This is a genomic window from Persicimonas caeni (assembly GCF_006517175.1).
Taxonomy (GTDB): Bacteria; Myxococcota_A; Bradymonadia; order Bradymonadales; family Bradymonadaceae; genus Persicimonas; species Persicimonas caeni.
The window spans coordinates 5,861,349-5,880,355 of record NZ_CP041186.1 but is presented as its reverse complement, the minus strand read 5'-3'; the positions used below and the strand labels follow the sequence as shown (position 1 = coordinate 5,880,355).

Here is a 19,007-nt window from a genome sequence, read left to right as displayed (position 1 = left end):
AGTACGCGTCGGCAAGAAGGCCTCTCCCTCGGTCCCTCTCCTTCCCTTCGCTTCGCTACGGGTGGAAAGGGATGCCTCTCCTCGGTCCTCTCCCTCCCTCCGCTTCGCTACGGGTGGAGAGGAAGATGTTGCGTCTCTGCGCCTACGTTCTTGCTACGGGTGGAGAGGATGATGTTGCATCTCTGTGCCTACCTTCTTGCTGAGGGCGGCGAGGAAATTGTTGCCCCTTCGAACCCGTTACGAAAGCATGAAGAAACCCAACCCACACATCCTGCTTTCCGCCTACATGCAGGGCATCTTCCCGATGGCTCACCCGGAGGAGGACGGCGCCATTTACTGGTACGCCCCCGACCCGCGCGGCATCTTGCCCATCGAGGATTTTCACTGCCCGAGTCGACTGGCGCAGACGGTGCGCCAAGAGCCGTACGAGATTCGCTACAACACCGCGTTTCGGCGGGTCATGGAGGAGTGTGCGGCGCCGCGTAAAATTCAGAAGTCGACCTGGATCTCGGAAGGCCTCATCGAGGCGTATAGCGAGCTGCACGAACTCGGCTTTGCGCACTCGGTGGAGGCGTGGCTCGACGACCGACTCGTCGGCGGGCTCTACGGGGTGAGCGTCGGCGGGCTCTTTGCCGGCGAGTCGATGTTCTTTCGGGAGACCGACGCCTCCAAGATTTGCCTGGTCCACCTGGTCGAGCGCCTCGCCGAGCGCGGCTTTACGCTGCTCGACATCCAGTTCGTCAACGAGCACCTCGAGCAATTCGGCGCCGTCGAGATCACGCGCGACGAGTACGAACGTCGGCTGGCCGACGCGCTGGAGCTCGAGGTGGAGTTTGACTAGCACTATCTACGGGTTTCACCTATAAACCCCACCGTTAGGTCATCTTTACACTTACGGAGAGCCATTCATGGCCAAGACACTGACCATTACTCAGGGCGACATCACCCTGCTACCGCTGCAAGGCGGCGGAATCGTCAATCCGTCGAATACCGGCATGATTCTCAACCGCGGGGTGAGCCAACAGATCTCGCGGCGCGCCGGGCCGTTCATCCAGCAGACGCTGCACATGCGGCGCAGCCGACTGCGCAACAACCGGCTCGAGCCGGGTCAGGCGATCGACACCGAGGCCGGTCAGTTGCCGGTCAAGACGCTGATTCACGTGTCGATTCTGGGCGCCAAGCGCATCAACAAGCGCCTGATCTCGAATTGCATCCTCAACGCCTACGACCTGGCCGAGGACATCGAGCTCGACAGCCTGGCCTTTCCGCCGCTGGGCACCGAGACGGCCGGCTTTCCGATCGACGACTTCCTCGACCTGTTCTGGCGCATCACCAACGAAGAGTTGCCGCGCTCCGAGCACCTGCAGCACGTGCTGCTGTGCATCTCCGACCAGGACGACTTCGAGCGCACCTGCGATTTCCTCGAAGAGCGCCTCGACGAGCTGGACGACGAGATCCACGTCGACATCCGCCCCGGCGGCATCGTCCCGGGAATGCTGTAAGCCTATGTCGAACTCCGTGTCCGAGGCGCGCGGCAGCGGTCGTGCCAAGCTGATCCTCTTCGGCGAGCACGCCGTGGTCTACGGCAAACCCGCCGTGGTGGCCGGTCTGCCGCGCGGCGCCCGCTCGGTCGCACGCACAGCCGGCGCCGACACGAGCACGATCACGTTGCGAAGCGCCGACGACGAGGTCATGGCCGACCGCGTCGTCTCGGACCCCAACGGCGAACCCCTCGCCGCCTCATTTCACGCCATCTTGCAACAATTCGACGCCCGTGCGCCGGTCGATCTCGACGTCACCCTCGAGGTGCCGGTGGGCGTCGGCCTGGGAAGCTCGGCGGCCATGGCGGTCGCCACCGCGCGCGCTGTGGGCGAGCTTTTTGGCGAGCCCGATCGCGTCGACGACGCCGTTCGCGCCAGCGAAGAGGTCTTCCACGGAAATCCGTCGGGGATAGACCAGTTGGCGGCCACCGAAGGCGGCTTGATCTTCTTTTCGCGCGGCGAGCGCATCGAGGCCGCGCCCGTCGAGGCGCCGCCCTTGACGCTGGCGGTATGTCAGGCCGGCCCCGCCGCCTCGACCGCCGAGATGGTCGGCAAGGTCGCCGCGCGCAAGAGGCGCGAAGGCCAACTGGTCGACTACCTGAACATGCTCGTCGGCGACACCGCGCGCACGGCCACCGAGGCCCTGCGCGAAGGCGACTGGTCGCGGGTGGGCGAGTTGATGGAGATCAACCACGGCGCGCTGTGCGCGCTGGGCGTGAGCACCGCCGCCATCGACGCGGCCTGCCACACCGCCCGCCAGGCGGGCGCCTTGGGCGCCAAGCTCACCGGCGCCGGCGGCGGCGGATGCGTGTTCGCGCTCACCCCCGACGGCGCCGACGAAGTACTCGCGGCGTGGAAAAAAGCGGGTTGGGAAGGTTTTGAAGTAACGATTGGTGGGTGATGAGGGTTGGAGTCCCTTGATTGTTGACGCGGCCCCTCCGTCGCGCTCGAACGCGCGACACCTCCCCCCGGCTGGACGCCGCGGGGAGGAGCCCCTAGCACCATTGAGATTGGTAGGCATATGAAAGCGACGGCGATTGCGCATCCGAATATTGCCCTGGTCAAGTACTGGGGAAAGCGAAATATCGAGTACAACCTGCCCGCAGCCGGCAGCGTGTCGTTGACCCTGGGCGGGCTCGAGACGCGCACGACAGTGAGCTTCGACGGGGGCATCGACGCCGACGTAGTCGAGTTGAACGACAACCTCGTCGATCAGGGGCCTAAATACGACCGCGTCGCTCATTTCCTCGACCTGGTGCGCAACCGGGCCGGCATCCGAGAGCACGCGCGCGTCGTCTCCCACAACGATTTTCCCACGGGCGCAGGCCTCGCCTCGTCGGCGTCGGGTTTTGCCGCGCTCGCCGTGGCGGCGACGCACGCGGCGGGACTCGACCTGTCCGACTCGGAGCTTTCGGCGCTCGCGCGGCGTGGCTCGGGCTCCGCGGCGCGTAGCATCTTCGGCGGCTTCGCCGAAATGCGTGCAGGGACCCGTGAGGATGGCCAAGACGCCTACGCCGAGCCGATTTGCGGCGCCGACCACTGGGATCTTCGCTGCGTCATCGCGGTCACCGCGCATGGCGAGAAGGATATCAGCTCGACCGAGGGGATGACGCGCACGCACCAGACCTCGCCGTATTACGACCAGTGGGTCGACTCGGTCTCGCTCGACGTCGAGTGGGCACGCGCGGCGATCGAGCAGCGCGACTTCGACGAGCTCGCGCGTATCGCCGAGGCGAGTTGCCTGCGCATGCACGCCTCGGCGATGGCTGCCGAGCCGGGCATCATCTACTGGAACGGCACCACCGTCGACCTCATCCACCGGGTGCGCAAGGCGCGCAAAGAGGGCCTGCCGGTCTTCTTTACGATCGACGCCGGCCCGCAGGTCAAAGTCTTCTGCCCCGCCGAGTCCCAGACCGATTGCGAGCTGCTGCTCCGCGACACCGACGGCGTGCGCGACGTGCTGGTGACCCACCCCGGCGAAGGCGCACGACTCATCGAAGAGACCGACTGAGCCCATGCATTCGAGCAGTTTGACGACTTCGGCGCCCGGAAAGCTCTTCTTGTTCGGAGAGTACGGGGTGCTCGCCGGCGGCTGGTCCATCGTGGCCGCCGCCGACCGGCGCGTGCTCGCCCATCGACAAGCCGAAGCGAGCGGCTACGAGGTCGTCGGCGCCCAGATGGACGACGCCGGCGTGCTTCCGCGTGAGGTGCTCGCCGAACTCGACGCCCACGGACACAGCCAATATCAGTTGGCGCAGCTGAGCGCCGACGTGCGCAGCGTCTTCGACGATGTGACCGGCGAGAAGCTCGGACTCGGCTCGTCGGCTGCGTCGACCGTCGCGTTGACCGCCGCGTGCATGCTCGATTCGAGCGACGAACCTATCGACGAAAGGATTGCCCCGAAAACTCGCGCCGCCATCTTCGAGCACGCTTTCCGCGCGCACCGGAGCCTGCAGGGCGGCCGCGGGAGCGGCGCAGACATCGCCTCGTCGACCTTCGGCGGCGTCATCGCCTACCGCCTCGTCGAGCCCGTCGCGCCGTTCTCGGCGTGCGAAGTGCCCCAGGACATCGCAGCCGACGTCACCACCGACGACGCCCAAGTCTCGAGCGCCCTCTCCTTCCCCGACGACCTGCGCATCGAAGCGCTCTGGCTCGAAAGCCCTGCGCGCTCGACGAGCTTCGTGCGCTGCTGCGAAGAGGCCCTCCAAGAGGCGCCAAGCCCAACGCAACGCGCGCTGTGCCGAACTTCAGCCATCGCCGAGGAGGCGCTGGAAGCATTCGCCCGAGGGCGGACGGCCGAGATTGTCGAGCTCGCGGCCACCGCCGACGAAGCGCTCACCAAACTCGGAGAGCAAATCGGCGCGCCCATCGTCATCGACGCCCACCGCGCGCTTCGCAAGCCCGCCCGAGCTGCATCCATCGCGGTCAAGCCGTCGGGAGCCGGCGGCGGCGACTTTTCCCTGGCTTTCGGCCCCGTCGATGCCGCGTGGGAATCCTTCTTGCAGAACCTTCCCCCCGGAGTACGCCACATCCCGTTGGAGTTGGGCGCCCAAGGCGTTCGGCGCGAGCCCCGACGGTAGGCTCTTGCTCCACTCCGACGCCTTCTTGGTTGAAGATGACCCCATCGGTCACATATTGGCCCCGCTATGCAGTATCGTTTGTATCATGTCGTAATGGTTTGTCTGGCGCTCACGGCGCTGCTCTGGGCGCCGAGCGCGTATGGAGCGAACCCGCCGTCCGAATGGCCGACCCCACCCGAAGGAAGTGACCGACTCACCGAGTGCCGCGCCATCAGCGCCGCCGGAGCCGCCACGCTGACCGAAATCACCCTCCCCGTCTGTCAGGTGGCCACGCTCGAGGTCGAACGCGAGCCGCCGCTCAAGGGCGAGATGTACCTGAGCACGGACGGGCGCTGGATCAACTTCGAGGACGAGTACGACGTCTTTCTGGGCCGTGACCCCAACCGCAACTTCGGGCGCATGATCGTCGAGGTGATGACCGAATTGCTCCTCGGCGGGGTCTGGTACATCGCCCAGAAGGACTTCAACCAGCAGGACTGGTTCTTCGAGATCTCGCTCGACGGCGTCGAGCGCAAGTTCTCGACGACCGAGCTGATTCGCTTCGACGACAACACGTTTTTGTTCAACCAGATGTGGCACCCGTTGGCGGGCATGGGGTACTACATCTTCGCGCGAACCAACGACTTCGGAGTGGCGCCCTCGTATATGATCGGGCTGATGAGCTCGACGCTGTGGGAGTACGTGCTCGAGCTGCCCGAGCAGGTGAGCATCAACGACCAGATCACCACATCGGTCGCCGGCATGGCGCTGGGCGAGGTGGGCTATCACCTGGGCGAGTACTTCAACAGCCCCTACTCGGCCGGCGAGCTCGACCAGCGCATCTTGACCGGAATCTTCGGTGCACCACGCTGGGTGCACAACTACTACGATCGCAAAGACGGCGAGTTGATCCCCACGCCCAACGAGCGGGTGTACTGGCCCGACTTTCGCCTCTTCGCCGGCGCCGTCTCGCGCGGCGAGTCTCCGACGGTGTCCGGCAACGTCGACGCCAATTTCGGCCTCTCGACCGAGCTTGTGGCCATGCCGGGCTACCGACGGCCCGGTCAATTCGACCACTACTTTGGCGAGGGCAACTTCACACGCCTCGACCTCGAGATGAGCGTGGGCGACGACGGCGTGACCGAGATGGCCCTCTTCGCCCAAGCCATCCTGTTCGGGTTCTACAAGCAGGACATCCAAGTCGAAGAGGGAGAGCGCCGCGGCTACAGCCTCGCGATCGGCGGCGCGACGGCCTATCAGGTCGAAAACTTCGACGCCCCGCTGCTCGAAGACCAACGCGGACTGGTCCATATTTTGGGCCCGGCGCTCGACTTTACGATGTTCGCAGGTGACCTCGAGGCGCGCTTCGAGCTGGCCGGCTACGGGGACTTCGTCGCCATTCGGTCGCAAGCCTTCCCCGAGTTCGCCGCCCGCTTCGGCACCGAGGGCTTGCGCTCGGATCTGTCGAACAAAGGGTACTACTTCGGCTACGGTGCGACGATTCGGCCACGGCTGCAGTTTTATTGGGGCCGACTGGGTCTCGGCGGGGAGTTCCAGTGGGGACGCTACTGGGGCATCACGGGGCGCGACCGACGCCAGGAGCAGGTCACCGACATCCTCGACCTGGACGACCACCTGGCCCGGCTGCAGCTGTGGCTCGACGTGCCCACGCCGGTCGACGTGCTCGACGTGCGTCTGACCTACGACACCAACTCGCGGCTGAGCAGCGTCGACCAATTCGAAGAGTGGAACGGGTACCAAGAACTAGGCGCGCGGGTTCAGTATCTATTCTGAGCCTGCGCCCAAGACGCTCCCATCGGTCAGGTCGAGCTGGGCCTCTTCACCTGGCCTTCCTCCCACAAGTAGTCGAAGTCGTGGGGCAACATGCCGATGACGTCTTCCATCTCCCCTTTGGAGACGTGGTCGCACAACACCTTGAAGACCTTCTTGGCGATCAACTCGGCGTCGACGACCGGCATCTGCTTGAATTCTTGGCGAATGTGGCCCAAGAAGTCTTCCACGTCGCGGTCCTTGACCGGTAGCTTCTGGGGCTGGAAGCCCTCGAAGTAGACACCTCGCAAAAAGGTCGGCAACTGCGCTCCCAGGTCGGCGGCCTCTTCGAGGGTCAGCCGGTCGCGCAGGGCGTGTAGCGTGCTTCGCACAGCCTGGAAGGTCTTCTGACGATCATCCCAGCCGAACTCGTTCTCGGCGTCGATGATCCACTCCATCGCGACGTTGACCTCACGGTCCATCGATTTGATTCCCGTTGGACTCATCGTCTCCTCCTGGTGTCCGGATTTCGGTGATTTTCGACCTCCGTATCGATCAAGGGGTAACCACCATGGCATGGCCCGCAAGGGAGGCTGCGGCGCATGCAAGGCCCGGTCGCAGCAGTGGGATCTGCTTGCCCTGTCGAGACTGGCCCAGTACGCTTTGGGCAAGGATTTACCAGCGTTCATGCGACCCGGCGATCACCGATGCCAAGCGACTCCGACCACAAGCTCTCGTCTCGCCTGACCTGGCTATGCGCCGCGGTGCTTTTTTGTGCCGGCTGCGCGTCGACGGGAGGCGACGGCGGCGATGACCAAGACGGTGTGGCCGAGCAGGCACGGCGAACGAAGCTCGCCAAGCGCATCAATGCCTGTGCCATCCAGCGCGCGCGATTCGACCGCGCTCAGGGTCAGCTGCACCAATTCGACCGCGTCATCCGAGCCATCGAGGTGGCCAAGTCGAGCCAGGCCGACCAACGATTGCACCGGCGGCATGGCTGGCGCGATAGCTGGGAGTCGACGAGTATCGAGGGGCTCGAGGTCAGCGCGGACGTTGAGGGGCTGCGCATCGCTGGGCGCGCGCAAAGTTGGCGTGACCTCGCCGAGTTTCTCGCCCGCGTGAGCGATGCCTCGCGCATCGACTTCGGCGTGGCCGAGGCCAGCAAGGACGAAGACGACGCGATCACTTTTCGACTCGAGCCCACCGAGGCACTCGCCTCCCCGTTGCGCGGCGTCGACTTCGGCCCCGAGCTCTTTCCGGCCAAAAAGGCGCGCCCCCTCGACGAATATGCCGACAGCTTGTGCAGCTTCGGCGGTGATTCGTCGCCCCAGGCCCAGAGCGAGACGAACGCGACCCAATTTGAAGCGCTGGGCGCGTCTCGAGTGGGCGACTGGCAGCGCACCACCCTGCGCGCCACGCTGGCCGACGGCGCAGACTTGAATTACGTCATGCGCCAGGTCGCCGACTATCACGGGCTCTCCGCACGCGTGGGCGGCGAGCAACTCATCGTCGACTTCTACCAGCTCGAGCTCTCCGAAGAGTTCGACGCGGCCACATGGCTGGCCAAGCTCGCCGAGTCTGCGCGGGCCGAACTCGTCGGCTTGGGAGAGGCCCCCGATGAGTCGGGGCTGATCACGTGGGAAGAGAAAGACGGTCTCCCCGAGGGCGTGTCGCGCTCACTGCTGGCGAACATGTCTTGGTACCGTTACGAGCGAATCCGCACTCTCTACTACGAAATAGCCGGCCGCTACGATCGCATGGTGTTGGCCGACACGCTGCGCGAACGCAACGCCCGCGCCCTGCGCGCCTCCCTTTGCTTGACCCGGGCCTACACCCAGCCCCTCGAGGCGGCCCCCGACGACCAGACCCGCCCGCTGCAAACTGCCATGCTCACCTTCCGCGGGCCGGTCGACGGAGACGTCGATGCGCTCGACATCGAGAGAGTGCGCATCTTGGGCGACGGTCGCACCGACTGGACGTTGGCGTCTGCGGACGAGGCCACCATCGACGGCGTCCAGCAAGCCTTCGCGCGCTGCATGGGCTCGGCTACGCTCGACGAGAAGCGCAGCACGTCGAAAGAGACCACGGTCTGGTCCGGCACGGCTACGGCCACCGCCGAGGGCCTGCACACACCCATGGCGGTGGATGTCGAGTTGCCGCGCTTCGACGACGGCCGCCAGTTCGTGCTCGCGGTGCGCCGAGACCAGTACGGGTTTCGCCAAGACCTCTACAACCTGGAGAACCAGCTGGTCACCTCCGAGTCATACAAAGAAGTCGGGCGCGTCATCCCGCGCCGCGCCCAGATTGGCGAGGTGCTCGAGGACCTCGCCGAGACCGCCTCGGGCTTCGCCACCGACATCACCGAGCTGCGTCAGCGACCTGTCGCCGCCCAGGGGTGGAAGAGCGTGGCGCCGAAGCTCTACGGACTCGAAGCAGCGGCCAAACCGGCCGATCTGCTCGGTTTCGTCACCCAGATGCTCGATCTCGACCGCCCGCTCGTCCCCGCCGAGTTCGTCATCGAGCCGCACGACGACGGAGAGCGACTCGTGCTGCGCGCCCGCTTCTATGTCTTCGGCAGTCCCGAATAATCCCCACATTCGAAGCCTCGTCTCGTACATACGCCCCCCACACAAGCCCAACGCGCAAAAAGCCCCCGCCGGACTCGCCGACGGGGGCTTTTTGCTGCTTGCTCAGCTGTGGTGCTCGGTCCTGCTTCCAATCAGCTAGCCGAAGCGGCGTTGGCCTTGACTTCCGCCTCTTGAAGGATCTTCTGGGCGCTCTCCTGGTCGACCTTCTGCAGAAGCTGCCACTCGATGTCGAGGTCACGGTTCGTGCTCGTGTGGTTGTTCTGCGAGCGGGTGTTCTTGGTGAAGTTGACCTTGCACTGACTCTCGGTCGGCTCGATGCCCTGCACGAGGTAGCGCGACGAGCTCTGGCCCTGGTAGGCCCACTCCGTCTCGAGGGTCATGGTCGTGCCCTCGCCGGTGTCTTTGACCGAGAAGCCGTTGGTGAACAGCAACTGCCGCGCGGTCGGCCAGACCTGCTCGCAGGGCATCGAGTACACGTGCTGCTTGGTCATCTTGTTGATGTGGGCCTGGCGAGCGGCCGAGGCGCGCATGGCCGCACATCCCGAGCCGAAGGTGACCCCAAAGACGCTCAGCGCGAGCAGAGCGATGACAAACTTGACCTGACTTCCTTTCATTACGTCTCCTCGAGACATCGGGTAGTTGTTCCAAAATCTGCACATTTTTAAGGAACTTGGCGGGCCCGCGTCAAGCACGAGCAACCAAAACGGAGGCTGAGGCGCGCTGCGCGGCGCACTTCGAGGCTATCGGCGTCCACGGGGGTTTCCAGACTCTGCAGTCGCCTTAAGTTCATTGGTGAACGATGACATGTAGTAGGGTGTCGCCTAAACGACGACACCCCGGCACATCTACCGCCGGAGCCAGGCCGGCTCCGCGTGGCGGGTCAACGACACAGATGATGTCGCATTACCTTCCTCTAAGGGGGATGACATGAGGAACGCGAGTTTGAGAAGCTTAGTGTATTTGGCTGTCTTGTCGCTGGTGACCGCCGGCGCGAGCGCCTGCGGTGAGGCCGACACCTCGCCCAATCCGACGCCGGCGCCCAGCGCGTCGCAGTCGGCGGCGCAGACCGGCAGCGACGACGGCCAAGATGGTTGCCAAGTGATTGCGGGCACGGTCAACATCAGCCAGCAGTCCGATCTGGCCCAGTTCGACGGGCTGAGTTGCTTTACCGTCGAGAATCACCTGTTTGTTCAAGACACCGACGACATCACCGACTTGAGCGCGCTGAGCGGGCTGCGAAGCACCGGCGGCTTTATCGGCATCGCCGACAACACCGCGCTGCAAGATATCAGCCTGCCCAACCTCGAGGAGACCGGCGAAGGCCTGGTCGTCGAGGGCAACTCGGCGCTGACCAGCATCTCGTTCGACACGCTTCGCGAGGTCTCGGGCTACCTGCACGTCTTCGGCAACCCGGCGCTCCAGTCGGCGAGCTTCGAGAGCCTGTTCGGCGTGGGCGACGACCTCATCTTCGCGGGCAACGACGCGCTGACCAACCTCGAGCTGCCCAAGCTGACCTGCGTGATGGGCACGTTCATCTTCGAGCACAGCGACGGCCTCGAATGCCTTTGCCTGCCGAGCCTGGTCGTGGTCAACGGTGACTTCAAAGTCCACTTCAACGGTGGCCTGAAGAGCCTGGCAGCGCCGGTGCTCACCACCGTGTGGGGCGACGTGGTCTTGGAGCGCAACCCGCAGCTGTCACACCTGGACATGTCGTGCCTCGAGTGGGTCAACGGCGACTTCATCGCCATCCATAACTTCGAGCTCGCTCAGTGCACCGTCGACGAGCTCGTGGCCGAGATCGACAATTTGGGCGGCGACATCGTCACTGGTGACAACTCCCAGACGTGCCCGACCGAGCCGGTGACCGCTGAAGACGCCGGTTGCACCGCCTGCACCACCGCCATCTGCGTGGCCGACGAAGACGGCGGCGAAACGCCGACCCCGGGCGACGACGATGACGACGACGGTGAAACGCCGATGCCCGGCGACGACGACGATGACGACGACGGCGAAACGCCGATGCCCGGCGACGACGACGATGATGACGACGACGGCGAAACGCCGATGCCCGGCGACGACGACGATGACGACGACGGCGAAACGCCGATGCCCGGCGACGACGACGACGATGACGACGACAGCTACGAGCCGGTCGTCGAAGAGCCGATCAACTTCGACTGGGAGACGCCTTCCGAGCAGTACGACTTTCCCAGAGGCGAAGTCGAAGCCGACGAGAGCGGCGACGACGATGACGACGATGACGACGAGTACCCGAGAGAGCCGGGAGCGTACTAAGCGCTAAGCGCTCGACACAAAAAAACGGCGGCCGGGTTGCCCCGGCCGCCGTTTTTCTTTGTGCTCGTACAACGACTGCTCAGTCGGTGTGCTCGGCCTGACCGCCCATCTTGAAGATGGCGCGCAGGTACTCGCGGCGCATGCGCGAGATATTCTCGAGTTCGATATTCTTGGGGCAGACCGCCGAACACTCTCCGATATTCGAGCAGTTGCCGAAGCCCTCCTCGTCCATCTGGTTGATCATGCGGATCGTGCGAATCTCGCGCTCGGCCTGGCCTTGCGGGAGCATCGCGTACTGGGTGAGCTTGGCGCTGGTGAACAGCGAGGCCGACGCGTTCGGGCAAGCCGCCACGCAGGCGCCGCAGCCGATGCAGGTCGCCGCGAAGAACGAGCGGTCGGCGTCGGGCTTGGGCACCAGGTGGGTGTTGGCGTCGGCGTGCGGGCCAGTGGTCACCGAGGTGTAGCCGCCCGACTGGATGATGCGGTCGAACGCTGCGCGATCGACGACCAGGTCTTTGACGACCGGGAAGGCGCGGGCGCGGAACGGCTCGATGACGATGGTGTCGCCGTTCGAGAAGCTGCGCATGTGCAGCTGGCACACCGCGGTGCCGCGCTCGGGGCCGTGGGCCTGCCCGTTGATCGTCAGACCGCAGGTGCCGCAGATACCCTCGCGGCAGTCGCTGTCGAATTCGACGGGCTCTTTGCCGTCCTGGACCAGGCGCTCGTTGACCAGGTCCATCATCTCGAGAAACGACATGTCGCCGGTGATGTCCTCGGCGGTGATCGACTCGAGCCTGCCGGGCGAGTTGGCGTCTTTTTGGCGCCAAACTTTCAGATGCAGGGTCATTCCTTGAGCCATGGCTCGTACTCCTTGACCGGTAGCCTTCTGTACTTGGAGGCTGTCTTTGCCGCTCGTATCACTCATAGCTACGCTGCTTTAGCTTGACGAATTCGAACTCGAGCGGCTCTTTGTGCAGCTTCTCCGCTTCGTTCATTCCTTGGTATTCCCAGGCCGCGACGTAGGCGTAGGCTTCGTCGTCACGCAGCGCTTCGCCCTTCTCGGTCTGGTGCTCCTCGCGGAAGTGACAGCCGGCCGATTCGTCGCGCTCGAGCGCGTCGCGGGCCATCAGCTCACCGAGCTCGAGGAAGTCGGCCACGCGGCCGGCGACCTCGAGGTACTTGTTGAACGTGTCGTCATCGCCGGGGATGATTACGCCCGACCAGAACTCCTCGCGAAGCTTCGGAATCTCTTCGAGCGCCTTCTTGAGGCCCTCGCCGGTGCGCGCGATGCCAACCTTGTCCCACATGATTTCGCCCAGGTCACGGTAGATGTCCATGACCGTGCGCTGCTGGTCGGCCGGCTTCGCCTTGGCCTTCTCGTTGAGCTCGAGAAGCTTGTCGATGCCCGTGCGGACCTCTTTTTCAGCCTCTTTGAACTCACCCTGGTCGGTGCTCACGTCGGTGATCTCGAAGCGGTTCTCGGCCAGGTAGTTGCTGACCGCGCGCGAGACGATGAAGTAGCCGTCGGCTAGGCCCTGCATCAGGGCGCTGGCGCCCAGGCGGTTGGCGCCGTGGTCCGAGAAGTTGGCCTCACCGGCGACGAAGAGTCCCGGCAGGTTGCTCATCAGGTTGTAGTCGACCCATAGACCGCCCATCACGTAGTGAACGGCCGGGAAGATGCGCATCGGCTGCTCGTACGGGTTCTCGTCGGTGATCTTGTGGTACATGTGAAACAGGTTGCCGTACTTCTCCTTGATGGCATCACGGCCCTGCTCTTTGATGGCGTGGCTGAAGTCGAGGTAGACCGCGTTGTGCTGCGGTCCGACACCCAAGCCCGCGTCGACCATGTACTTGGCGTTACGCGACGCGACGTCACGCGGCACCAAGTTACCGAAGGCCGGGTACTTGCGCTCCAGGTAGTAGTCGCGGTCCTTCTCCGGAATCTGGTGCGGAGGCTTGTCGACGTCCGCTTTGTTCTTGGGCACCCACACACGACCGTCGTTGCGCAGACTCTCACTCATGAGGGTACGCTTCGACTGGTAGTGACCCGACGAGGGGATGCACGTCGGGTGGATCTGCACGTAGCAGGGGTTCGCCATGAACGCCCCGCGACGGTGACAGCGCCAGGCGGCGGTGCCGTTGGAGTTGAACGCGTTGGTCGACAGGAAGTAGACACGCCCGTAGCCGCCGGTGCACAAGACCACCGCGTCGCCGCTGTGGCGCTCGATTTCGCCGGTCCACAGGTTGCGCGTGATGATGCCGCGGGCCCGGCCGTCGACGACGACCAGGTCGAGCATCTCACGGTGGGTGAACATCTCACACTTGCCCTCGTCGACCTGGCGCATCAGCGCGCCGTAGGCGCCCAACAAGAGCTGCTGGCCGGTCTGGCCACGTGCGTAGAACGTACGCGACACCTGCGCACCACCGAAGGAGCGGGTGGCGAGCTCGCCGCCGTACTCACGCGCAAACGGCACGCCCTGGGCGACCGCCTGGTCGATGATATTCGAGCTGAGCTGGGCCAGCCGATAGGTGTTCGCCTCTCGCGAGCGGTAATCGCCACCTTTGATGGTGTCGTAGAACAGCCGCCAGATGCTGTCGCCGTCGTTGGGGTAGTTTTTGGTGGCGTTGATGCCACCCTGCGCCGCAATCGAGTGGGCGCGTCGCGGCGAGTCCGAGATGCAGAACGCCTTGACGTTGTAGCCCAACTCGGCGAGCGAAGCAGCGCTCGCTGCGCCCGCCAGGCCGGTGCCGACAACGATGATGTTGTGCTTTTTCTTGTTATTCGGAGCAACGAGGTTGTACTCCGCCTTGCGATTGTCCCACTTCTCGTGAAGCGGGCCCTCCGGGATCTTCGAATCCAGCGTCTTCATGGGACTACTCTTTTGATTCATGGGACGGCTCAGTGGATGAAGAAGTAGATGTAGAGCGGCAGCACGAAGAAGCCGGCGGCCAGCAGCACCGCGATCAGCGCGCCGATGCCGTAGATGGCCTGGGACCACTTCGAGTTCATGGCGCCGAGGGTCTGCAGCATGCTCCAGGCGCCGTGGCGCAGGTGGAAGCCCAGGAAGAGCACCGCACCGCAGTAGAACGCCACCCAACCGGGATGCGCGAAGGTGTCGACCACCAAGCCGTACAGGTCAAAGACCTTGCCGGTCGGTCCGGTATTCTCGTACTGTGCGGTGTCGGTGAACAGCCCGAAGCGGAACTGGGCGACGTGCACGACCACGAAAACCAGCAAAATCAAGCCCGACAGCGCCATGTTGACCGACGCCAGGTTGAACTTGCTGGGGCCACGCTTCGACTTCTGCTTGACCGCGTAGCGCTGGTCACGCGCCTTTCGGTTTTGCAACCACAGCTTGATGCCGTAGAACGCGTGGAAGCCAAAGAAGGCGAGCAGGCCGATTTCGAGGACATACAGACCGATGCCCAAGTCGTGCAGCGCGGCGGAATAGGCGTTGAACGCCTCGCCCTTGTCTGGCGCGAAGATGGCCAGGTTTCCTAGAAGGTGGACGACGATAAAGCCGACCAAACCAAGGGCAGTCACACCGTTGATAAGCTTGCGCGCGACTCCCGATCTCAATGCTTTTTTCAGTGAGAACATCTCAAGACTCCGGCAAATGGGGGGTTCAGTCTCTGCTGACCCGTCCGGGGGACCGTTGCGGCGGAACTCATAGCACGAAAAGAGCCGATGCAAAAGTGATTGACCACTAATGGATGACGAGCCCCAAATCGACATCGCCGCGCTGCGCCGCGACCGTCCGCTGGAGGTCGCCCTGTGGGGCCCTCAAAGCTTGGTGGGGCGCATCGTCACGTGGGTCTTCGTTTTCGCCTCGGCCTGCCATCTGTGGCTGGCCGATGCCTGGCAACTCGAGTGGCTCTTCGCCAACGTCGTCTACCTCGTCGGCCTCGCCCTTTTGTGCTGGCGTAAGGCCGCCGTGGGATGGCTTCTGAGCGCCGTAGGACTCGCCATCCCGCTCTTCTTTCATCGCGACCAGCTCACCCAGTCGCTCATCCTACTGCTTTTTGCGTCGACCGCCGGCTTCTCGCTCATCTTCGACGCGCTGCGTCAGACCGCCCCCGCGACAACCGACAGTGGCACATCCGGTCGGCAAGATCCGGCCGACATGCGCCTTGCGCTCGGCGAATGGACGTTCCTGTCGGTCTTTCGGGGCGTGACCGTGGTGACCTATCTGCTCGCAGTCCTCCACAAAATCAACCGCGAATTTCTCGATCCGCAATATAGTTGTGCGGTTTACGGCCTCGACGAGCTGTTCACCTACTGGAACTTACCGCTCGACGTCCTCCCCATGCCTATGATGCAACTGGCCCCTTGGTTGGTGCTTCTGGCGGAGGGCGGAATCGCCTTGTTCTACCTCCTGGGACGTCGACACGTGGCTTGGACGCTGATGGCCGCGTTTCACATACCGCTCACGTTGACCATGGCCCCCGCCTTTGTCTTCGTGATGCTGGTGGGACATGCTGCCTTTTTACGTCTCGAAGATGTGAGCAGGCTCAGGGCGGTACTCGCCCGCCACTGGCCCATCCTTGGCATGACCGCCGCGCTTTTGACGACGGCGAGCCTGCTCGCCCATAACAACCTACCAGAGTGGACCATGATTCCCCGAGAGTGGCTTCTCTGGGGGCTCCTGCTCACGCTGTCAGTGGCGTTTCCGCTGTGGAAAAAAGAGACGTGGAGGCCCGACCGCGCCCCCCACCCGAAGCCTCCCCGCCGAACTCGCTTGTGGCCGGTCGTCGCCGTGGTCGGCTTCTTCGCGCTCAACGGGCTCACGCCGTACTTGGGGGTACAGTACCAACACGCCGGCGCCATGGTCAGCAACCTGCGCATCGACCGTGGCTGCTGGAACAGCCTCGTCTTCCCCGAGTCCGTGCGCCTGACCGAGGACTATATCCGGGTCGAGGAGACCTACTTCGCCGAGCCCGGCCACATCGTCGAATACGAGCAGATCGTGCTCGAGCAACTGTGGAGCCCCCCGCAATTCCGGCAGATGCGCCGCAACTGGTGCCGCGACGAGGTCCGCCCCTTCTACCTGCGCGGCACCTTCCGCGGCCGGGAGTTCGTCATCGAAGACCTGTGCGCCGGCGAGCCGCTCCCGTTTGCTGACGCCGGCGTCTTCGGCGTCGAGATCTTCGGGGATTACCTGCGCTTCCAGAAGAACCTGGAGCGTGAGTGCCCGCAGACGTGCATCCACTGAGGCCAAATCACGAATCAGATAATTTTGAAACCTTCTAAGTTCAAGACCATCTGAACCAACGGGCCAGCTAAACATTGACGACGTGTCGTCGCTGCGCACGTTTGTCAGCAAGATTCCGGAGTTCCAGACAGCTTTTTGGAAGCACCATGGAAGATCTGCTCGCCGCCCGCGCCCAGATGGCGATGTCCCTCGCCTTCCACATCATCTTCGCCGCCGTCGGCATGGCGATGCCGTTGTTTATGATCATCGCCGAGGGCAAATGGATTCGCACCGGCGACCCCGTCTACAAAGAGCTGGCCATGCGCTGGGCCAAAGGCACCGCGATCATCTTCGCGGTGGGCGCCGTCTCCGGCACCGTGCTCTCCTTCGAGCTCGGCCTTCTATGGCCGACGTTCATGGAGCACGCCGGCCCGGTCATCGGCATGCCCTTCTCGATGGAGGGGTTTGCGTTCTTCACCGAGGCCATCTTTTTGGGGTTGTGGCTGTATGGCTGGGACAAGATCCCGCCCAAATGGCACTGGGCCTGCGGGTTGATGGTGGCCATCTCGGGAACCCTGTCGGGTATCTTCGTGACCACGGCCAACGCCTGGATGAACGCGCCGGCGGGCTTTGACTACGTCGACGGCCAATTCGTCAACATCGACTGGTTCGAGGCGATGTTCAACCCGATGTGGTTCAGCCAATGCTTCCACATGGTCATCGCCGCCTTCCAGGCCGTCGCCTTCGTGGTGTTGGGCATCCACGGGGCGATGCTGCTGCGCGACAAAGACAACCTGTTCCACCGCCACGCCGCCAGCATCGCGCTGGCCATCGCCCTGGTCACCTCCATCGCCCAGCCAATCATGGGCGACGTCATCGCCAAAGACACCGCCCAGGCCCAGCCGGTCAAGCTGGCCGCCATGGAGGGTCAATTCGAGACCGAAACGGGCGCGCCGCTTCGTATCGGCGGCATCCCCGACGAAGAAGCCGGCGAGACGACGCACGCCATCGAGATTCCCTACGCGCTCAGCTTCTTGGCCTACGGCGACATCGACGCCGAGGTCAAAGGCCTCAACGACTTCCCGCGTGACGTCTGGCCGCCGGTGGCCATCGTCCACTACGCGTTCCAGATCATGGTCGCCCTGGGCATGTGGATGCTGTTTGTGAGCGTGCTGGGGGCGTTTCTGGCCTGGCGGCGCAAACGACTGCCCGACGACCGGTGGTATTTGTGGCTGCTCGTCATCACCGCGCCGATGGGCTTTATCGCCATCGAGGCGGGCTGGACGGTCACCGAGGTCGGCCGTCAGCCGTGGATCATCCAGGGGTTCATGCGCACCGCCGAGGCGGTCACGCCGATGCCCAACCTGGTGGTGCCGTTTACCGCCTTTACGATCCTGTACCTGATCTTGTTCGTCATCGTCATTTACCTGCTCAAACGCCACGTCTTCCAGAGCCCGGAGGCCGAGGAACTCGAGGAGATGTCGAGGGAGGCCAAATGACTTTCGCACTCGAATACGTCATCGCCGGGGTCATCGTCGTCGCCATGGTCGTCTACCTGCTGTCGGGAGGCGCCGACTTCGGCGGGGGCATCTGGGACATGCTCGCCTTCGGCCCACGCAAAAAGGCGCAGCGCCGCGCGCTGTCCGACGCCATCGCCCCCATCTGGGAGGCGAACCACGTCTGGCTCATCGTGGTGGTCGTCTTGCTGTTCGTCTGCTTTCCGCGGGCGTTCTCCACGATGATGATCGCGCTGCATATCCCGCTGACCCTCATGCTCATCGGCATCGTGCTGCGCGGCTCGGCGTTCGCCTTCCAGTCGTACTCGGCGGGGGCGACCCGGCTGCAGCGACGCTCGGGGGTGGTCTTCGCGGCGGCGAGCTTCTTCACCCCGTTCATGCTCGGCATCTCCGCGGGCGCCATCGCCGCCGGCGAAATTCACTGGCTCGGCCCGGGTCGCGTCGAGACCGACTATATCTCGGAGTGGCTGGCCCCCTTCCCCTTCGTCATCGGCGCGTTCACCCTGGCCATCTGCGCCTTCATCTCGGCGGTCTACATGACCGTGGAGGTCGACGACGCCGACCTCAAAGACGACTTTCGCATCCGCGCGCTGTGGACGGCCGTGGCCGTGGGCGCGTGCGCCTTCGCAGCCATCGTGCTCGCCAGGGACGACGCCCCGCTCATCTGGGACCAACTGGTCACCTCGACGTGGGCCATCCCCTTCCAAGCCGCGACCGGCATCGCCGCCGTCACCGCCATCTGGGCGCTCTTCAAGCGCCGCTACCGCCTCGCCCGGCTCGCCGCCATGGCCCAGGTGGGCCTGATCGTGGTGGGCTGGGGCTTTGGACAGTTCCCGTACCTGGTCTACCCGGACATCACTATCGCCAATTCGGCAGCGCCCGAAGAGGTGCTCTTGCCGGTGACCGTGGCGTTGGGCATTGGGATGGTGATTCTGATTCCTTCGTTTTGGTACCTGTACCGCGTCTTCAAGGTGCAGCGCGGCGAGGACACCGACCGTGGCGGCTTCTCGCCGCCGACGGAGTCGTCGGCGACGGGTGAATAGCT

The 19,007-nt window shown here is 64.2% G+C and carries 16 protein-coding genes; 11 read left to right on the top strand and 5 right to left on the bottom strand.

Annotated features, from left to right (window positions below):
• The first annotated feature begins 247 nt into the window (after positions 1-247).
• The 6 genes from aat to FIV42_RS21690 all read left to right on the top strand — a co-directional run bounded on the left by aat (position 248) and on the right by FIV42_RS21690 (position 6,394).
• Positions 248-841 carry a leucyl/phenylalanyl-tRNA--protein transferase gene (gene aat / locus FIV42_RS21715; protein ID WP_141199726.1) on the top strand — a complete coding sequence of 198 codons (594 nt, stop codon included), beginning with the start codon at positions 248-250 and terminating at the stop codon, positions 839-841.
• Positions 842-908: 67 nt separating this feature from the next.
• Positions 909-1,502, top strand: coding sequence for a macro domain-containing protein (locus tag FIV42_RS21710; RefSeq protein ID WP_141199725.1), 594 nt, complete (start codon positions 909-911; stop codon positions 1,500-1,502).
• Positions 1,503-1,506: 4 nt separating this feature from the next.
• Complete coding sequence (gene mvk, locus FIV42_RS21705; RefSeq protein ID WP_141199724.1) at positions 1,507-2,442, top strand: mevalonate kinase; 936 nt, start codon at positions 1,507-1,509, stop codon at positions 2,440-2,442.
• A gap of 120 nt (positions 2,443-2,562) precedes the next feature.
• The gene (gene mvaD, locus FIV42_RS21700; RefSeq protein WP_141199723.1) at positions 2,563-3,552 is read left to right on the top strand and encodes a diphosphomevalonate decarboxylase; all 990 of its coding nucleotides are present in this window, start codon (positions 2,563-2,565) and stop codon (positions 3,550-3,552) included.
• A gap of 4 nt (positions 3,553-3,556) precedes the next feature.
• Positions 3,557-4,621 (top strand): mevalonate kinase family protein, encoded by a 1,065-nt coding sequence (locus FIV42_RS21695; RefSeq protein WP_141199722.1) that lies wholly within the window; start codon positions 3,557-3,559, stop codon positions 4,619-4,621.
• A gap of 78 nt (positions 4,622-4,699) precedes the next feature.
• Complete coding sequence (locus FIV42_RS21690) at positions 4,700-6,394, top strand: DUF3943 domain-containing protein (RefSeq protein ID WP_168210851.1); 1,695 nt, start codon at positions 4,700-4,702, stop codon at positions 6,392-6,394.
• Positions 6,395-6,420: 26 nt separating this feature from the next.
• Here the strand turns inward: FIV42_RS21690 and FIV42_RS21685 are convergent, their stop codons facing one another.
• Positions 6,421-6,876: a DUF2267 domain-containing protein gene (locus FIV42_RS21685; protein ID WP_141199720.1), complete on the bottom strand. Its 456-nt coding sequence runs from the start codon at positions 6,874-6,876 to the stop codon at positions 6,421-6,423.
• A 201-nt stretch (positions 6,877-7,077) separates the two neighbouring features.
• On the opposite strand from FIV42_RS21685, the gene FIV42_RS21680 reads away from it, so the two are divergent.
• Entirely contained in the window at positions 7,078-8,958 is a 1,881-nt protein-coding gene (locus tag FIV42_RS21680; protein WP_141199719.1) for a hypothetical protein, read from the top strand.
• Positions 8,959-9,089: 131 nt separating this feature from the next.
• On the opposite strand, the gene FIV42_RS21675 is transcribed toward FIV42_RS21680, so the two are convergent.
• Positions 9,090-9,572, bottom strand: a complete 483-nt coding sequence (locus FIV42_RS21675) for a hypothetical protein (protein ID WP_141199718.1) — start codon at positions 9,570-9,572, stop codon at positions 9,090-9,092.
• 340 nt (positions 9,573-9,912) lie between these two features.
• Between FIV42_RS21675 and FIV42_RS30310 the strand changes: the two genes are divergently transcribed.
• Positions 9,913-11,253 carry a hypothetical protein gene (locus FIV42_RS30310; protein ID WP_168210850.1) on the top strand — a complete coding sequence of 447 codons (1,341 nt, stop codon included), beginning with the start codon at positions 9,913-9,915 and terminating at the stop codon, positions 11,251-11,253.
• 79 nt (positions 11,254-11,332) lie between these two features.
• On the opposite strand, the gene FIV42_RS21665 is transcribed toward FIV42_RS30310, so the two are convergent.
• The 3 genes from FIV42_RS21665 to FIV42_RS21655 form a co-directional block, all read right to left on the bottom strand.
• Positions 11,333-12,100 carry a succinate dehydrogenase/fumarate reductase iron-sulfur subunit gene (locus FIV42_RS21665; protein WP_141201379.1) on the bottom strand — a complete coding sequence of 256 codons (768 nt, stop codon included), beginning with the start codon at positions 12,098-12,100 and terminating at the stop codon, positions 11,333-11,335.
• A 70-nt stretch (positions 12,101-12,170) separates the two neighbouring features.
• Positions 12,171-14,123, bottom strand: a complete 1,953-nt coding sequence (locus FIV42_RS21660; protein WP_141199717.1) for a fumarate reductase/succinate dehydrogenase flavoprotein subunit — start codon at positions 14,121-14,123, stop codon at positions 12,171-12,173.
• Positions 14,124-14,152: 29 nt separating this feature from the next.
• Positions 14,153-14,854 (bottom strand): succinate dehydrogenase cytochrome b subunit, encoded by a 702-nt coding sequence (locus tag FIV42_RS21655; RefSeq protein ID WP_168210849.1) that lies wholly within the window; start codon positions 14,852-14,854, stop codon positions 14,153-14,155.
• 109 nt (positions 14,855-14,963) lie between these two features.
• On the opposite strand from FIV42_RS21655, the gene FIV42_RS21650 reads away from it, so the two are divergent.
• From FIV42_RS21650 to FIV42_RS21640, 3 genes are all read left to right on the top strand, one after another.
• Positions 14,964-16,466 carry a hypothetical protein gene (locus FIV42_RS21650; protein WP_141199715.1) on the top strand — a complete coding sequence of 501 codons (1,503 nt, stop codon included), beginning with the start codon at positions 14,964-14,966 and terminating at the stop codon, positions 16,464-16,466.
• Positions 16,467-16,612: 146 nt separating this feature from the next.
• Positions 16,613-17,944 carry a cytochrome ubiquinol oxidase subunit I gene (locus tag FIV42_RS21645; RefSeq protein WP_141199714.1) on the top strand — a complete coding sequence of 444 codons (1,332 nt, stop codon included), beginning with the start codon at positions 16,613-16,615 and terminating at the stop codon, positions 17,942-17,944.
• A complete protein-coding gene (locus FIV42_RS21640) occupies positions 17,941-19,005 on the top strand; it encodes a cytochrome d ubiquinol oxidase subunit II (RefSeq protein WP_141199713.1) in 1,065 nt (354 codons plus the stop codon). The genes FIV42_RS21645 and FIV42_RS21640 overlap by 4 nt, the downstream gene beginning before the upstream one ends.
• Positions 19,006-19,007: the final 2 nt, after the last annotated feature.